Genomic DNA, 16,396 nt, shown 5'->3' on the forward strand with positions numbered 1-16,396 from the left:
GGGGGGGGGTTGTGGGTTGGGGGGGGGGGGGGGGTGGTTCTCCCCCCGCCCGGCTGGGGGGGTCCTCCCGGGGGGGGCCGGGCGCGGGGGGCCCCCCACTCCTGTTTATCGGCGCTGGTCGATCGGCACGAAGACCTGGTCTTCCGGGCCGGTGTAGTTGGCGCTGGGGCGGATGATCTTGCCGTCGATGCGCTGCTCGATGATGTGCGCGCTCCAGCCGGAGGTACGCGCGATCACGAACAGCGGGGTGAACATCGCCGTCGGCACGCCCATCATGTGGTAGCTGACCGCGCTGAACCAGTCCAGGTTCGGGAACATCTTCTTGATGTCCCACATCACCGTCTCCAGGCGCTCGGCGATGTCGAACATCTTCAGGTTCTGCTGCTCGCTGGACAGCTCGCGCGCCACGTCCTTGATCACGTTGTTGCGCGGATCGCTGACGGTGTACACGGGATGACCGAAGCCGATCACCACTTCCTTGCGCTCCACACGGGCCTTGATGTCGGCCTCGGCGTCGTCCGGGCTGTCGTAGCGCTTCTGCACTTCGAACGCCACTTCATTGGCGCCGCCGTGCTTGGGGCCACGCAGCGCGCCGATGCCACCGGTGATGCAGCTGTACATGTCGCTGCCGGTGCCGGCGATGACGCGGCAGGCGAAGGTGGAGGCGTTGAACTCGTGTTCGGCGTACAGGATCAGCGAGGTGTGCATCGCCTTCACCCACGAATCCTGCGGCTTCTCGCCGTGCAGCATGTGCAGGAAGTGGCCGCCGATCGAATCGTCGTCGGTCTCCACGTCGATGGCGCGGCCGTTGTGGCTCCAGTGGTACCAGTACAGCAGCATCGAGCCCAGGCAGGCCATCAGCTTGTCGGCGATGTCACGCGCGCCCGGGTGGTTGTGGTCGTCCTTCTCCGGCGACACGCAGCCGAGCACGGACACACCGGTGCGCATCACGTCCATCGGGTGTGCCGACGGCGGCAGCTCTTCCAGCGCCGCCTTGACCGCGGCCGGAATGCCCCGCAGCGACTTCAGTTTGGCCTTGTAGGCGACCAGCTCGGCGCGGGTGGGCAGCTTGCCGTGCACCAGCAGGTGCGCGATTTCCTCGAACTCGCTGGTGTTGGCCAGGTCCAGGATGTCGTAGCCGCGGTAGTGCAGGTCGTTGCCGCTGCGGCCAACCGTGCACAGCGCGGTATTGCCCGCAGCGGTGCCCGACAGGGCGACGGACTTCTTCGGCTTGAAGCCGGGGGCGGTGGTTGCTTCGCTCATGATCCCTCCAGAAAACAGTGGTGCGAAATTACTTCTTGGCGGCGAACAGCGCGTCGAGCTGCTGCTCGAAGGCGTGGTAGCCGATACGGTCGTACAGTTCCTCGCGCGTCTGCATGCTGTCCACCACGTTCTTCTGGTGGCCGTCGCGACGAATGGTCTCATACACGTTCTCGGCCGCCTTGTTGGCGGCGCGGAACGCGGACAGCGGGAACAGCTGGATGGCCACGCCGGCCGAGGCCAGTTCGTCGCGGCTGAACAGCGGGGTGGCGCCGAACTCGGTGATGTTGGCCAGCACCGGCACCTTCACGGCGTCCACGAAGCGGCGGTAGGTGCCCAGGTCATAGGCGGCCTCGGCGAAGATGCCATCGGCACCGGCCTCGACGCAGGCGATGGCGCGCTCGATGGCGGCGTCCACGCCATCCACCTGGATGGCGTCGGTACGCGCGATCAGGAAGAAGTCGGGGTCGGTCTTGGCGTCGGCGGCGGCCTTGACGCGATCCACCATCTCGCCCTGGGTGACGATTTCCTTGCCCGGGCGGTGGCCACAGCGCTTGGCACCGACCTGGTCCTCGATGTGGCAGGCGGCGGCGCCGGCCTTGATCAGCGACTTCACGGTGCGCGCGATGTTGAACGCGCTGGGGCCGAAGCCGGTGTCGATGTCCACCATCAGCGGCAGGTCGCACACATCAGTGATGCGGCGCACATCGATCAGGACGTCTTCCAGGGTGTTGATGCCCAGGTCCGGCAGGCCCAGCGAGCCGGCCGCGACGCCGCCGCCGGACAGGTAGATGGCCCGGTAGCCGGCGCGCTTGGCCAGCAGGGCGTGGTTGGCGTTGATCGCGCCGATCACCTGCAGGGGCGATTCGGCGGCCAGCGCGGCGCGGAAGCGGCCGCCGGCGGAGGAAACGGAGGAGCTCATGGGACATTCCATCGTGAGTGACGGGAGGACAGGCGCAAGGGCCGTGCCAAGTCGCAACTATCTGAATTCATTACGACACCGGCGTGGCAGGGACGTTTCATGCCGCCTCAATGAAACACATGTAACATGGATGAAACCGAAACAATGAAACACGGCCATGTCGATCGTCCTGCCCCGCTCCCGCCCCCGCCTGCCCGACCCGGACCCGGGCCACCTGCCGGTGATCTGGACCGTCAGCGTGTCCCGGCTGACCGGCCTGCTCGGCGATGTGATCCCCGAGTTCGACCGCCGCGCCCGGATCGTGCCGATCAACCTCGGCTTCGAGGAGGCGGTGGATGTGATCGGCCAGCGGCTGCGCCGCGAGCATTGCGATGTGGTGATCGCCGGCGGCTCGAACGCGGCGTATCTGCGCAGCCGTCTCGAGGTACCGCTGGTGCCGATCCAGGCCAATGGCTTCGACCTGATGGAAGCGCTGGCCCGTGCACGGCGGATCGCGCCGCGGATCGGGCTGGTCACCCATGCCACTGACGTGCCCACCTTCGGCAGCTTCCAGCACAGCTTCGGGCTGGACATCGAGCACCGCCGCTTCGTCACCCGCGAAGACGCCCGCGACTGCATCGCCGACATGCGCGCCAATGGCATCCAGGTGATCGTCGGCACCGGCATGGCGATCGACCACGCCGAGCAGGTCGGCCTGCCCGGGGTGCTGCTGTATTCGGCCGAGTCTGTGCGCCAGGCCTTCGAACACGCGCTGGAGCTGACCCAGACCCTGGCGCGCTCCGGTGTGCCGTCGCCTCGCCGTCGCCCGCCGGCCCGCCGCCATGAGGTCGACCGCGCCCTGCTCGGCGACAGCCCACTCATGCAGCAGGTGCGCGAACGCATCGCGCTCTATGCGCCGCATGACAGCACCGTGCTGGTCACCGGCGCGACGGGCACCGGCAAGGAGCTGGTCGCGCGGGGGCTGCATGCCGCCAGCGGCCGCGCGGGACGCTTTGTCGCGCTCAACTGCGGGGCCATCAGCGAGTCGCTGCTGGAGGCGGAGCTGTTCGGCTACACCGAAGGCGCGTTCACCGGTGCGCGCCGCGGCGGCCGGGTCGGCCTGGTCGAGGCCGCCGATGGCGGCACGCTGTTCCTGGACGAGATCGGCGAGCTGCCGTTGCCGCTGCAGACCCGCCTGTTGCGGGTGCTGGAGGAACGCGAAGTGCTCCGCGTCGGCGCGACCGAGCCCACTGCGGTGGACGTGCGCGTGGTGGCCGCCACCCTGCAGACGCTGGAATCGCTGGTGGAGTCGCAGCGGTTCCGGCGCGACCTGTATTACCGCCTGGCGGCACTGCGCATTGCACTGCCGACCCTGCAGGCGCGTCAGCAGGATGTGCCGCAGCTGCTCACCCACTATTTCCAGCAGCTCGGCCAACGGCCGTCGCCGCTGGATGCGGCGGCCACCCAGCGCCTGTGTGGCTATGCGTGGCCGGGCAACGTGCGCGAGCTGCGCAATATGGTGGACCGGCTGCGCATCCATTGGCCTGCCGATGCCGGCACGTTGGGGCTGGCCCAGTTGCAGGGTTGGCTTCCGGAGCTGGATCAGGCGCAGCCTGCGGAATACATCGCAGTGCCTGCGGCAGATCCCCCCGTCGTCACCGCCAGGCCCGCACCGGCAACGCTGCGGCAGTGGCTGGCCGAACACAATGGCAACCGCGAGCAGCTTGCCACACGTCTGGGCGTATCGCGCACCACGCTATGGCGCTGGCTGCGCACGTCTCCGTGATGCTGGACGACGCTCCCTGCGGACGATTGCGGGAAGATTCGCAATCCTGGCCTCAAACGACACTGCGTCAAGCCCACTCTGACTGTGGAGTCGACGTTTCGATCCAGCCACGCTGTTCATCGTAGGGGCCCGGATCGCGCCTCTGGCAGCGAAGCGAATGCCCGGGAGGTTCATCAAGGGAAACACGCGGTAAACCGCGTTTCCATCGCGGACGGTCCAGGCAAGGCTGCCTCGCTAGGTTTCCGATAGGACTGGCCAGATCAGGCCAGCAATGATCGCCAACCAAGACCAGGACTCACGATGCTCTCAGCCTTCGCCAAGTGCATTCCCACGATGATCGGTGCGCGCGGGGTGTTGCGTCCCTGCGTTCGTCGCACGTCGCCCAACCGCCCGCACGAGTCGGTCCGGCTCATCAGGATCAGCAATTTCAACAGCCCCACATTGCCGGGGAAGAGCACGCTCTGCGAGAGCACGCTCGCGAAGAGCACGCTCTCGCCGATCTCAACGCCAGCCGCCAGCACGGACCAGGACCACGAAGACGCGCATCGCAAGGCGGGACCCGCCGCCGATGCGCTCGACATCTTGAGTGAACAGATTCTCCAGCTGCTGGCGCGATGCCTGCCAAGCGCGCCTGAGCCCTTCGTCGAGGCCATTTCCGCGTGGGTCGCGAACCTGCAGCAGCCGATGACCAGCAAGCAGGCCGTCACGCTGCTGCGCGCGATCCGGCAGCTGCCTGACGATAGCCGCGTCCCCGAGCCGCAACTGATGCTGCGCGGTGCACTGTACGACCTGACCCGTGCCGCCCGTGCGGAGGCCATGCTGCACGAACAGATTGCACGCCATACCCGGCGGGAAGGTGCGTATGCCCTGCCCGGTTCGCAGCACGGTGCAGGCACCACCGGCATGCTCGGCGTGCTTGCAGGGCTGCCGGGTGCCCTCGATGCCGGCGGCAGCACCGGGGGTCGCTACGAAACCAGCACCGCCACCTTCGACGACATGACCGTGGCCACGCTGCGCAGTACCACCGTCGTGGGCGACGGGATCGCGCGCGCCATCATCGCGCCCGCTGTGGGGCTGACCGGCACGCTGAGCGGCTGCCCGACCTATAGCAATGTCGCTATTTCGCTGTCGATGCGCGCACATGTGCTCCGCCTGGCACACGCGTCTGTCGAACGACGACTGGGAGGCCGGGGCTTGCAGCGCGCTGTCAAGCAGCTGATGGAGCGGCGACGAGACCGCTATGACGAACGCAGCAGCCGCGCCATAGCCTGGCAGTCCAGGCTTCCCTTCCTGCTCCATTCCAATGCGCCGACAGCGCCGCTGCAGGCCAGCCGGCGTGCGCTGCTGCTCTCCGCCAGGATGACCACCTACGCCGGTGATGCGTCTGCCAGCGCCGGCTGTTGGGGCGCGCAGGCAAGCCCTACCGGCGCGATAAGCCGTACCAAACTGCGGTCCTACCTGCCCACCCGGCTTACCGAACTGGACGCCGCTGGCCTGCCCGCTACCCAGGACCCGGCGGTCCGCCACGCGCTGGAAACCCGCATGGCCGATCTTCTGGAGCGCGCGCCACCCCATTCACCCGCCCTGCAGGCGGTACGACAGGTCAGGGAAGCGCAGGATGGACAAGACGAGCTGGCCCGGCGACTCGATGCCATAGCGCACGTACGTGCCGCGTTCGATCATCTCCAGGCACTGGCGGAGCTGTCGCTGCGTGCACCGGCCCAGGCCAGCGCCCCCCTGGCATCGCTGGCGCGCGACTGGGGTGCCGCCACGGGCGCCCGAGAGCCGGTGATGATTGCCATGCTCGACACCCTGGCGTGGCTCCAGGCAATACCTGACGTCGGAACTACGTCCACGCCGGCCGACCGGGCGCGCCTGCGACGTGCTATCCAGGCAGACGCCCGATGCATCCACGACACCCCTATGCCCCACGACCGCAGGCGGGTATACCGGGCTACGCACGCCTTCCGCAAACAGATCCAGCGCATCGCGACCTCCCGCGGTGCGCTCTCGCTGTCGGTGTCGATCCCGCTGCTCTCCGCCACGGGGGAAGTGTCCCTCGCCCGCCACAAGCGCCAGGACCCCGATCCACTGCGCGCGGGCACGTACCTTGAGTTGACGTTCTCGGCGCAACTCAGCCCGGCGCTGGGCACGATCCTGGCCGAGGTCGAGCAACAGTTGCCCGAATGGGGAAGCCTGCCGCTGCGCGAGGTGCAGGCATTGATCCACCCGCTCGGCGTCGACATAGGCCTTACCCTTGCCACGCAGTACGTGCTGCGCTTCTTCCGTCCCGCCTTCCAGTCCGATCCGGACTTCCCGGCTGCCGCATGCGGCAGCCACCTCCACGCGGTACGCCTGGTGACCCGCACCACGCAGACCCTGGGAGGTACGGTGGCCATACCCGTTCTACCCGCGATCGCGCCGACGCTGACCGTCGAGCACACCCGGACGACGCAGCACACCCGTCAGGACCGCCTTGGTGAAAGCACCCTGACCAGTGCATTGCTGCGCTATATGTCGCTGCGTTCGGCCCACCAGCGACCAGAACAGACGTGGGCTGCGCTGCTCGCGTCGCACGGATCCGATCTGGACAGGCTGGCAGCCGCATTGGTCGACCCCTGCTCAGTGCCAGCACAGGAAGCTCGCTATTGGCTGCAGCGGGAGCCTGCGACCACCACCGGCGCGGCTGCGTCTCGACGCGACCGTCCCGATACCCGCGTGCTGGACGCGTTCAAGCACGCCACGGACGGCGGCGTCCGACGCGCACAACTGCATGCGCTGTTCGAGGCGGTGGGCGCGATCACGGCCAGGCAGAAGGCGATGTCCCCACTGATCGGGCCGTTGCTCCTGTCGGTGAAGCGCTGAGCCAACGGTCCAACGTGCCGCTGATCAGACGTATTCAAGGCTGAATCCGACGTAGCGCGGCGACGGATGTGCAGCGTACGCGGACGTGCTGTTCCATCAACGCGTTCATCAACAGCCGGCACTGCGAGGGTGCCGGTGCGAAGTGGCCACACGGCCACTTCGCCACTGAGTGCTCGCCCACAAGGACCCACGCACGTGACGCTGCCCTGCGTTTCGTGCATATCGTCGCGCGGCATCCATCGACTCCGATGGCCCTTGCTGCGTCGATCTCGATCACTCACATCAATTGAAACCAGTGGCGCAGCCAATGCACGGTTCAGTCTTCGAAACCGTGAATGAATTTTCCGGCTTCAATGAAATTTCATTACAGCGAAGCGCTGCGTAGGTTTCAGCAGGCACCGGGAACCGCTGGCCTCCCCCGGTATGCGTCCTCCTCCCCCACACGAGAACACCATGCACCTGCGCCCACACGTTCGTCCGCTCCCACAGACCTCTGCTTCGCGCCTTGGCCGCGCTGCTGACCGTCATCGTCGCTCCCGAACGCAGGTGGCTGAAAGGTCGATTCCACTGCATCGGGTGTGCAACACCACCGCCCCCATGCCGGGGCAGCCGGCTGCTCCTTCGCTGCGCCTGGACACGCCCCGCGTCGGCCCGCAGCTCGTCCAGGCGGCCGCCAACATGCCGTCGGCAAGCGCCCCGACGGCCGACCCGGACACGGCCATCGACATGCTCGCAGCACAGCTCCATGCGCTGCTGGACACGCTGATGCCGCTGGAGCAGTGCGGCTTCCGGCAGGCCGTCCGCACCCTCGACGCGTCCCGCGCCGACACGCTGACACGGCCGGGGCTTGTCGCCCTGCTGCGTGCATTGAAGGCATTGCCGGCTGCAGAAGGGCTGCCGCGGCAGCAGATCCTGCGCGCCGCCCTGCGCGACGTGGCCCGCGCGGCAGAAGCCGAGCTGCTGCTGCAGGCGCAGATCGCCCGCCATGGCCGCAGGCAGTTGGCCAATGCGCTGCCCGGCTCGCAGACCGCCACCGACACCCGCGCCAGCGTCGGCGCAACGTTCGGCCTTCCTGCCGCGTTGGCCGTGGAGGTCGCGGCTGGGGTGGGCACGGAGACCAGCGTCGCCACCGGGGAAGACCTCACCGTGGCCACCCTGCGCGCGCGCACCGTCCGTGGCGACGCCACCCTTCAGGCCGGTGTCGCGCCCGGCATCGGGGTGGGCGCCGAGGCGTCCGGCTACTACAGCCACGGCCATGCCGACATCGCGTCATCGATGCGCACCCACGTGCTGGCGCTGGCGCATGCCTCGGTGGCACGCCAACTGGGCGGGAACCGGCTCAAGCGCGCGGTGGGCCACCTGTTCGGTCCGCGCCGCGACCGCTACGCAGAGCGCGCCAGCCGGGCACTGGCGTGGCAGCCGCGGCTGCAGATGCTGCAGATGCTGCCGGACAGCAACGGCGGCGTGGCACCGCTGTCGTTCACCGCACGCGCCGGGACGCCGATCCAGGCGGCGGTCACCACCGTCGGCGGTTCGCTGGCGGCGAACGCCGCAGTGGGCGTCGGCCGACTCACGCTGTCGGCCGCGCTGACCCGCGCTACGTTCGTCGCCGCGCTTCCTGCCCGCCTGACCGAGCGGGACGATGCGGGTGCTGCACCCACTGGCCGCGCGGAGATCCGCGCCGCGCTGGAACACCGCATCGCACCGCTGCTTGACGATCCGCGCCTGCGCTCACCGACCCTGCAGCAGGTGCGCGCGCTGCGCGCTGCCGCAGGTGGCGAAGCGGATAGTGCCGCCCGCCTGGCCGCCGTCGAGCAGCTGCGCAGCGAGTTCGACCACCTTGAAGCCCTGGTTACTCACAACCTGACCACACCGGAGCAGGCCACGCCGGTACTCGCCTCGCTGTGCCGCGACTGGGGCGGCGCCGCGCCTGCGTGCGAACCGGTGATGATCCGCATGCTCGATACGCTGGCCTGGCTGCAGGCGGCGCCGCGCCCGCCGCAGGAGCACGCCCCCCACCTCGCCCGCTGGAGCGCCCTGCAGGAGGAGGTGGCCACGCTGGGCAACCGCATCCACGACACGCAGCTTCCGCATGACCGTCGCAGGGTTCACCTGGCCACCCACGGCTTCCGCGAGATGACCCAACGGGTCACCACCCAGCGCGGCACGCTGGCGCTGTCCGCGGCGGCGATGTCGGTGGGCGCGGCCGCCAGCGTGTCGGTGGCGCGGCACGTGCGCGAGGATCCCGATCCACTCCGCGCCGGTACCTACGTGGAAGTGAGCCTGCGCCTGGACGCGACTGCCTCCGTCGATGCGATCCTGGCCGACGTGCGGCGGCACTGGCCGCAGGCCTGGGAAGCGTTGCCGGCACAGCAGGTCGAGGACGTGCTGTCCACCGTGTCGCCGGCGCTCGCGGCCACCGCGAACGCGCACTGCCTGGTGCGTCTGTTCCGGCCCGACTTCCAGCGTGACGCGGCCTTCCCCGCGGCGGCGCACGGCCTCCACCTGCAGGCGGTGCGGCTTTCGACCGGCACCACGCGCGCCTTCGGCGCGAAGGTGCCCCTGCCGCTGTTCCCGGCCATGAGCCCGACGCTCGGCGTCAGCCACCGCCGGACCGGGCAGCACACCCGTGCCGAGCGGCTGTGCGAAAACACCCTGACCGGCACGCTGCTGCGCTACCAGTCGCTGTGCACGAAGGTGCGCAGCAATGCCGACACCTGGGCGGTGCTGCTGCAATCGCATGGCGCGGACCTGGAGCGCCTGAGCCGGTCGCTGGCGCGGCCCGATTCCGTTGCCGCGCGCGAGGCACGCTATTGGCTGCAGCGGGGCGACGTCGGGCCGGATGCGCTCGACGCGGTCGGCCAGGCAGGCGACGTTGACGCACGAAACGCGCGCCTGTTCGAGCTGTTCGAGGCATTGGGCACGGGTACCGCCCAGCACAAGGCGGCGTCGCCGCTGCTGGCTGCGCTGGCATTGCCTGCCGCCGCGCGCGGCTGAGGCCCGGCCAGACGGCGCGCCCCGGCCAGCGGGGCGCGCAACTCGCGCCGCGTTGTTCAGGGGAACAGCAGGCGCTTGCTCCACTGCCCATCGGCATCGACTTCGTAGCACCAGCGCTCGTGCAGCCGGAACTGCGCGCCGTACCAGAACTCGATGCGACGCGGCACCACGCGCAGCCCACTCCAGCCTTCCGGTCGCGGCACATCGCGGCCGGCAAAACTGGATTCGGCCATGGCCACGCGCGCATCGAATTCCTCGCGCGAGGCCAGGGTGCGCGACTGCAGCGACGCCCACGCGCCGATCTGGCTCATGCGTGGGCGCGAGGCGAAGTAGGCATCGGCCTCGCTGTCGCTGACACGCTCCACACCGCCCTCGATCCGCACCTGGATGCCCGCTTCGCGCAGGCTGCGCCACAGGAACAGCAGCGCCGCGTGCGGGTTGGCCTGCAACTCGCGGCCCTTGTGGCTGTCCAGGTGGGTGTAGAACACGAACCCGCGTTCGTCGAAGGCCTTGAGCAGTACCGTGCGTGCCGAGGGACGCCCACTGCTGTCGGCGGTGGCCACGGTCATCGCGTTGGGTTCGAGTTCGGCACTGCCCTTGGCTTCTTCGTACAGGGCGGCAAAGGTCGACAGCGCTGCGGCGTAGAGATCGGTCATGGTTGGTTTCTTGCTGCTCGATTTGGGTTTATTGTCACCGCATGTCTGCTGCTGCGTACATGCCCCGCATGAAAGGATTCCCCGATGCACTGGTCGCGCAGGCGCTGGACGATGCGCTCGCCACGCCGGGCAGCGTGCCAGTATTGGCCATCAGTGGCCTGCAGGGGAGCGGCAAATCGACGCTGGCCGCCCAGGTCGTTGCGCTGGCCCGGCAACGCGGTCTGCGCGCGGCCGCGCTGTCCATCGACGACTTCTACCTGACCCGCGCCGAACGCCAGCGTCTGGCACGCCAGGTGCATCCGCTGCTGCTCACCCGTGGCCCACCGGGCACCCATGACCTGCCGCTCGCCCATGCGACCCTGGACGCGATCGCGGCGCGCCAGCCGGTGGACTTGCCCCGCTTCGACAAGCTGGCCGACGAACGCGTGCCCCCGGCGGAGTGGCCGCCGTTGACCGACGGGCTGGACCTGCTGGTGTTCGAGGGCTGGTTCCTCGGCACCCCCGCACAGTCCGAGGACGAACTGACGCTACCGCTCAATGCCCTGGAGCGCGATGCCGATGCGGATGGCCGCTGGCGCCACTGGTGCAACCAGGCCCTGGCCGACCACTACCCGGCCCTGTGGCAACGCTGCGACCGGCTGTGGTTCCTGCAGCCGCCGGATTTCGGCGTGGTGCCCCGCTGGCGCTGGCAGCAGGAACAGCACCTGCAGGCGGCCCAACCCGGGCGCAGCAGCATGAGCCGCCCCCAGTTGGAGCGGTTCGTGCAGTACTACGAACGGGTCAGCCGACAGGCCCTGCGCACGCTGCCCACCCTGGCAGACCGGATCGTCGTGCTGGACGAGCAGCGCCAGGTGGTGGCGGCGCCCGTCTGAGGCGGCCGCCACCGCGTGCTCAGCTGACCAGGAAGGTCACGCGCAGGTTGACGCGCCATTCCTTGATGTTGCCCTCCCCGTCGGTGACCACCTTGGTCTCGTTGATCCAGGCGCCCTGGATGCCCTTGACCGTTTCGGACACCTTCTTCAATCCACTGCGCACCGCGTCCTCGACGCTGGTGCTGGATGAGGCGTTGATCTCGATGATCTTGGCGACCGACATGGGATGCTCCGGGTACGCGCGGGACATTCCGCGCCGCCTGATTGTGCGCGCGGGCGCGTAAAGACGCCGACACGGAGGTGTTAGCATCGCGGGTAATGAATCCCGCTCCGAATCTGATCCTGATTGGCCCGATGGGCGCCGGCAAAACCTGCATCGGGCGCCGCCTGGCCGAGCGCTTCACGCTGGACTTCGTCGACGCCGACCAGGCCATCGTCGATGCCACCGGCGCGACCATCCCGGCCATCTTCGAGCATTCCGGCGAGGCCGGCTTCCGCCAGCATGAACGCCGGGTGCTGCAGGACCTGCTCGCCGGGACCGGGCAGCTGGTCTCCACCGGCGGCGGCGCGGTACTGGACGCCAGCAACCGCGAGAGCATCGCCCGCCGCGGGTTCGTGGTGTACCTGCGGGTCAGCGTACCGGCGCAGCTGGAACGGCTGGCGCGCGACCGCGGCCGCCCGCTGCTGCAGCGCCCCGATCGCGAAGCGGTGCTGAACGCGATGGCCGCCGCCCGCGACCCGCTTTACCACGGCCTGGCCGACCTTACCCTCGACACCGATCTCTACACGCCCGCCGAGGCCACCGCGCAGCTGGTGCTGCGGGTAGCCGCGCAATGGCAGCGACTGGACCCTTCCGCATGACCCCCGCCCCCCGCACCGTCGCCGTCGGCGGCGATACCCCCTACACCATCCACATCGGCCCGGGCCTGCTTGCCCGCGGTGACCTGCTGGCGCGCCATGTGCGCGGCCGCCATGTGCTGCTGCTCAGCGATTCCTCGGTGGCGCCGCTGTACCTGGCCGGGGTGAAGCAGGCGCTGCTCGGCGAGCGTCCTGACCTTCAGGTGGGCGAACTGGTCCTGCCCGCCGGCGAGGCCTCCAAGACCCTGGCCAACTTCGGTGCGGCGATCACCGCGCTGGCCGCCCTGGGCGCCACCCGCGACGCCTGCGTCATGGCGCTCGGCGGCGGCGTGGCCGGCGACCTCGCCGGGTTCGCCGCCGCCTGCTGGATGCGCGGGGTGGACTGCGTGCAGTTGCCGACCTCGCTGCTGGCCATGGTCGACTCGTCGGTGGGCGGCAAGACCGCCGTTGACATCCCCGAAGGCAAGAACCTGGTGGGCGCGTTCCACCCGCCGCGCGCGGTGATCGCCGACACCGCCGCCCTGCGCACGCTGCCGCCGCGCGAGCTGCGGGCGGGCCTGGCCGAGGTGATCAAGTACGGCGCCATTCGCGATCCACTGTTCTTCCAGTGGCTGCAGGCCGAGCATGCCGCCCTGCTGGCGGGCGACGATGCCGCGCTGGCCCAGGCCATCGCGCGCAGCTGCGAGCACAAGGCCGAGATCGTCGCGCGCGATCCGCTCGAGCGTGGCGAGCGCGCATTGTTGAATCTGGGCCACACCTTCGGCCACGCCATCGAAACCGAACAGGGCTACGGCGCACCGGGCAACGACAACCTCAACCATGGCGAAGCGGTCGCGGTCGGCATGGTGCTCGCCGCACGCCTGTCGGCCCAGCTCGGCATGAGCCACGACGACGACACCACCCGCCTGCGCGACCTGCTGCTGCGCTATGAACTGCCGGTGGAGATTCCCGCCGGGCTGCCCCCCGAGGCCCTGCTGGGGCGGATGCGGCTGGACAAGAAGAACGTGGCCGGCCGCCTGCGCCTGGTGCTGTGGCAGGGCATTGGCCGCGCCGAAGTAGTCGCCGACGTCGACGAAGCCGACGTCCTGCGCGTGCTCGGCGCGGGCTGACCTGCGACCGTTGGCCGCAGCCAGGTACCGGGGTGGTCACGGCCGTCACGCCGGTTCGCGGCTACAATCGCCGGCATGCGTGTCTTCCTGCAACAACTGCCCGGCGGCGCCGATCCGGCCCGCTATCTCCAGCTGACCCTGCAACCGGACCTGTTCGGTGGCTGGGAGCTGCTGCGTGAGTCAGGGGTCATCGGCGGCGCCTCCAAGCTGCGCCGCGAGCTGTTCCTGCAGGTTGAAGAAGCGCACAGCGCGTTCGAGAAGGCGCGCGATGCCGAGCTGAAGCGCGGCTACCAGATCACCTACACCAGCGGCCTGCCACCGCGCTGAACCGCCCCCCGATTCCAAGGAAGCATCCCGTGACCAGCCCCTCCCGCCACGATCGCCTGCTGCGCGCCCTGCGCCGCGAACCGGTGGACTGCACCCCCATCTGGCTGATGCGCCAGGCCGGCCGCTACCTGCCCGAGTACCGCGCCACCCGCGCCAAGGCCGGCAGCTTCCTGGCCATGGCCAAGAACCCCGACATCGCCTGCGAAGTCACCCTGCAGCCGCTGCGCCGCTTCGACCTGGACGCCGCGATCCTGTTCTCCGACATCCTGACCATTCCCGATGCGATGGGGCTGGAGCTGTACTTCGTCGAGGGCGAGGGCCCGAAGTTCCGCCACCCGGTGCGCGACACGGCGGCGATCGCCCGCCTGGCCGTGCCGGACATGGAAACCGAGCTGCGCTACGTGATGGACGCCGTGCGCCTGATCCGTCGCGAACTGGACGGTTCGGTGCCGCTGATCGGCTTCTCCGGCAGTCCCTGGACGCTGGCCTGCTACATGATCGAAGGCGGCGGCAGCAAGGACTTCGCCCGCATCAAGGCCATGGCGCTCAACGAGCCGGCTGCGCTGCACCAGCTGCTGTCGGTGGTGACCGATGCGGTGGTGGCCTATCTCGCCGCACAGCGCGCGGCCGGCGCGCAGGTGCTGCAGGTGTTCGATACCTGGGGCGGCGTGCTCGGCCCGGCGATGTACCGCGAGTTCTCGCTGCGCTACCTGACCCGCATCGCCCGCGAGCTTGAGCGTGGCGAAGGCGAGCAGCGCACGCCGCTGATCCTGTTCGGCAAGGGTACCGGCCTGCACCTGGCCGACCTGGCCGATACCGGCGCCGATGCGCTGGGCGTGGACTGGACGCTGGACCTGGAAGACGCCGTGGCCCGCACCGGCGGCCGCGTCGCGCTGCAGGGCAACCTGGACCCGGCCACGCTGTACGGCAATCCGCAGGCGATTGAACGTGCGGCCGGCCAGGTGCTGGACAGCTACGCCCGCGGCAACGGCGGGTCGCGCGAGGGGCATGTGTTCAACCTCGGCCACGGCATGTCGCCGGACATGAATCCGGAACATGTGCAGGTGCTGGTGGAGGCGGTGCACCGGTTGAGCGCACGCTGACAACGCTGGCGCGTTACCGCGCCAGCCGCGTTTTGCCGGAACGGTTCATTGCCGCGTATTGACCGCACCCTGACCTGACATCGGCGATCATATGCACCTCGTTGATGAAGGTGCATACGATGACGACGCCCAGCTACGCCTCGTTCCGGCCCCTGTTGTGGCTGGTATCGCTGGCGATCTTCATGCAGATGCTGGATTCGACCATCGTCAACACCGCCCTCCCCGCGATGGCGCGCAGCCTGGGGGAAAGCCCGCTGCAGATGCAGTCGGTGGTGTTCAGCTATGCACTGGCCGTAGCAACCTTCATCCCCGCCTCCGGCTGGATCGCCGACCGCTTCGGTACGCGCCGCACCTTCCTGGCCGCCATCATCCTGTTCACGCTCGGCTCGCTCGCCTGCGCGCTGGCGCAGACCCTGCACCAGCTGGTGGCCGCGCGCGTGCTGCAGGGCGTGGGCGGCGCGATGCTGCTGCCGGTGGGCCGGTTGGCGGTGATGCGCTCGGTCTCCCGCGAACAGTTCCTGCGCGCCATGAGCTTCATCGCGATCCCCGCGCTGGTCGGCCCGCTGATCGGCCCGACCCTGGGTGGCTGGCTGGTCGAAGTCGCCACGTGGCACTGGGTGTTCCTGATCAACCTGCCGATCGGCGTCATCGGCTACATCGCGGCATTGAAGATCATGCCCGACCACTACGCCGAACACCGCACCCGCTTCGACATCGCCGGCTATCTGATGCTGGCCTTCGGCATGGTGGTGCTGTCGCTGGCGCTGGACGGCATTTCCGGCATGGCCACGCCGCACGCGCTGGTGATGCTGATGACCGTGGCCGGGCTGGCCGCCCTGGTCGGCTACTGGCTGCATGCGGCCAACTCCACCGCGCCGCTGTTCTCGCTGGCCCTGTTCCATGTGCCCAGCTACCGCATCGGCATCCTGGGCAACCTGTTCTCGCGCATCGGCAGCAGTGCCATGCCGCTGCTCATCCCGCTGCTGTTGCAGGTCGGCATGGGCATGAGCCCGATGAATGCCGGCCTGCTGATGATCCCGGTCGCCGCCGCCGGCATGCTGTCCAAACGCTACGCGGTGAAGCTGGTCGAACGCTTCGGTTATCGCCGCGTGCTCATGGTCAACACCGTGCTGGTGGGGGTGACCATGGCCAGCTTCATCTTCATGGTGCCGGGCCAACCGATGTGGCTGCGCGTGCTGCAGCTGGCCGTGTTCGGCGCGGTCAACTCGCTGCAGTTCACCGTCATGAACACCGTGACCCTGCGCGACCTCGACCGCGATTTCGCCAGCTCCGGCAACAGCCTGCTCTCGATGGTGATGATGCTGGCCACCGGCTTTGGCGCCGCCGCCGCCGGCAGCCTGCTGGCGGCCTTCCAGCACCTCGACACGCTGCACGGCGCCACCGCCGCACTGCACGCCACCTTCGTCTGTGTGGGCGCGATCACCCTGACGTCCACCGTCATCTTCTGGCAGCTCCCCGACACCCGCCCCTCCCCGCGCGAGGTGGAGGAAGTCGCGGAATAACCGGCCGAAGGCCGGTTGTTCCGCGACGGTTGTAGAGGGGGGGGGGTTTGGGGGGGGGGGGGGGGGGGGGGGGGGGGGGGGGCGGGGGGGGCGGGGGGGGGGGGGGGGGGGGGGGGGGGGGGGGGGGGGGGGGGGGGGG

General features: G+C 69.2%; 13 protein-coding genes. 9 read left to right on the plus strand and 4 right to left on the minus strand.

What is annotated here, in order from left to right; translation table 11 throughout:
* Positions 1–105: 105 nt before the first annotated feature.
* On the minus strand, positions 106–1,263 hold the full coding sequence (prpC, locus tag ACOZHM_RS11835; protein ID WP_421569453.1) for a bifunctional 2-methylcitrate synthase/citrate synthase: 1,158 nt from the start codon (positions 1,261–1,263) through the stop codon (positions 106–108).
* A gap of 28 nt (positions 1,264–1,291) precedes the next feature.
* Positions 1,292–2,182 (minus strand): methylisocitrate lyase, encoded by an 891-nt coding sequence (prpB, locus tag ACOZHM_RS11840; RefSeq protein WP_421569454.1) that lies wholly within the window; start codon positions 2,180–2,182, stop codon positions 1,292–1,294.
* Positions 2,183–2,339: 157 nt separating this feature from the next.
* On the opposite strand from prpB, the gene prpR reads away from it, so the two are divergent.
* The 3 genes from prpR (at position 2,340) to ACOZHM_RS11855 (ending at position 9,809) form a co-directional block, all read left to right on the plus strand.
* Entirely contained in the window at positions 2,340–3,947 is a 1,608-nt protein-coding gene (gene prpR / locus ACOZHM_RS11845) for a propionate catabolism operon regulatory protein PrpR (RefSeq protein WP_421569455.1), read from the plus strand.
* 300 nt (positions 3,948–4,247) lie between these two features.
* Positions 4,248–6,812 carry a hypothetical protein gene (locus tag ACOZHM_RS11850; protein ID WP_421569456.1) on the plus strand — a complete coding sequence of 855 codons (2,565 nt, stop codon included), beginning with the start codon at positions 4,248–4,250 and terminating at the stop codon, positions 6,810–6,812.
* Between the two features lie 546 nt (positions 6,813–7,358).
* Entirely contained in the window at positions 7,359–9,809 is a 2,451-nt protein-coding gene (locus ACOZHM_RS11855; RefSeq protein WP_421569457.1) for a hypothetical protein, read from the plus strand.
* Between the two features lie 56 nt (positions 9,810–9,865).
* Here the strand turns inward: ACOZHM_RS11855 and pdxH are convergent, their stop codons facing one another.
* The gene (pdxH, locus tag ACOZHM_RS11860) at positions 9,866–10,555 is read right to left on the minus strand and encodes a pyridoxamine 5'-phosphate oxidase (RefSeq protein ID WP_421569458.1); all 690 of its coding nucleotides are present in this window, start codon (positions 10,553–10,555) and stop codon (positions 9,866–9,868) included.
* On the opposite strand from pdxH, the gene ACOZHM_RS11865 reads away from it, so the two are divergent.
* Positions 10,507–11,337 (plus strand): kinase, encoded by an 831-nt coding sequence (locus ACOZHM_RS11865; protein ID WP_421569460.1) that lies wholly within the window; start codon positions 10,507–10,509, stop codon positions 11,335–11,337. The genes pdxH and ACOZHM_RS11865 overlap by 49 nt on opposite strands.
* Positions 11,338–11,356: 19 nt before the next feature.
* Here the strand turns inward: ACOZHM_RS11865 and ACOZHM_RS11870 are convergent, their stop codons facing one another.
* Complete coding sequence (locus ACOZHM_RS11870; protein WP_421569462.1) at positions 11,357–11,560, minus strand: dodecin family protein; 204 nt, start codon at positions 11,558–11,560, stop codon at positions 11,357–11,359.
* Between the two features lie 95 nt (positions 11,561–11,655).
* Between ACOZHM_RS11870 and ACOZHM_RS11875 the strand changes: the two genes are divergently transcribed.
* The 5 genes from ACOZHM_RS11875 to mdtD all read left to right on the plus strand — a co-directional run bounded on the left by ACOZHM_RS11875 (position 11,656) and on the right by mdtD (position 16,257).
* Positions 11,656–12,198 (plus strand): shikimate kinase, encoded by a 543-nt coding sequence (locus ACOZHM_RS11875; RefSeq protein ID WP_421569463.1) that lies wholly within the window; start codon positions 11,656–11,658, stop codon positions 12,196–12,198.
* Entirely contained in the window at positions 12,195–13,304 is a 1,110-nt protein-coding gene (gene aroB, locus ACOZHM_RS11880; protein ID WP_421569464.1) for a 3-dehydroquinate synthase, read from the plus strand. The genes ACOZHM_RS11875 and aroB overlap by 4 nt, the downstream gene beginning before the upstream one ends.
* A gap of 75 nt (positions 13,305–13,379) precedes the next feature.
* A complete protein-coding gene (locus ACOZHM_RS11885; protein ID WP_421569465.1) occupies positions 13,380–13,631 on the plus strand; it encodes a WGR domain-containing protein in 252 nt (83 codons plus the stop codon).
* 29 nt (positions 13,632–13,660) lie between these two features.
* Positions 13,661–14,734, plus strand: a complete 1,074-nt coding sequence (gene hemE, locus ACOZHM_RS11890) for a uroporphyrinogen decarboxylase (protein ID WP_421569466.1) — start codon at positions 13,661–13,663, stop codon at positions 14,732–14,734.
* A gap of 119 nt (positions 14,735–14,853) precedes the next feature.
* Positions 14,854–16,257: a multidrug transporter subunit MdtD gene (mdtD, locus tag ACOZHM_RS11895; RefSeq protein ID WP_421569468.1), complete on the plus strand. Its 1,404-nt coding sequence runs from the start codon at positions 14,854–14,856 to the stop codon at positions 16,255–16,257.
* Positions 16,258–16,396 lie beyond the last annotated feature (139 nt).

It is taken from the genome of Stenotrophomonas sp. PD6 (assembly GCF_049199305.1).
Taxonomy (GTDB): Bacteria; Pseudomonadota; Gammaproteobacteria; order Xanthomonadales; family Xanthomonadaceae; genus Stenotrophomonas.

Coding starts and splice junctions, on each gene's coding strand:
- prpB (WP_421569454.1), bottom strand. CDS start 2,182: ATGAGCTCCTCCGTTTCCTCCGCCGGCGGCCGCTTCCGCGCCGCGCTG.
- ACOZHM_RS11885 (WP_421569465.1), top strand. CDS start 13,380: ATGCGTGTCTTCCTGCAACAACTGCCCGGCGGCGCCGATCCGGCCCGC.
- mdtD (WP_421569468.1), top strand. CDS start 14,854: ATGACGACGCCCAGCTACGCCTCGTTCCGGCCCCTGTTGTGGCTGGTA.
- prpC (WP_421569453.1), bottom strand. CDS start 1,263: ATGAGCGAAGCAACCACCGCCCCCGGCTTCAAGCCGAAGAAGTCCGTC.
- prpR (WP_421569455.1), top strand. CDS start 2,340: ATGTCGATCGTCCTGCCCCGCTCCCGCCCCCGCCTGCCCGACCCGGAC.
- ACOZHM_RS11865 (WP_421569460.1), top strand. CDS start 10,507: ATGTCTGCTGCTGCGTACATGCCCCGCATGAAAGGATTCCCCGATGCA.
- ACOZHM_RS11850 (WP_421569456.1), top strand. CDS start 4,248: ATGCTCTCAGCCTTCGCCAAGTGCATTCCCACGATGATCGGTGCGCGC.
- ACOZHM_RS11875 (WP_421569463.1), top strand. CDS start 11,656: ATGAATCCCGCTCCGAATCTGATCCTGATTGGCCCGATGGGCGCCGGC.
- ACOZHM_RS11870 (WP_421569462.1), bottom strand. CDS start 11,560: ATGTCGGTCGCCAAGATCATCGAGATCAACGCCTCATCCAGCACCAGC.
- aroB (WP_421569464.1), top strand. CDS start 12,195: ATGACCCCCGCCCCCCGCACCGTCGCCGTCGGCGGCGATACCCCCTAC.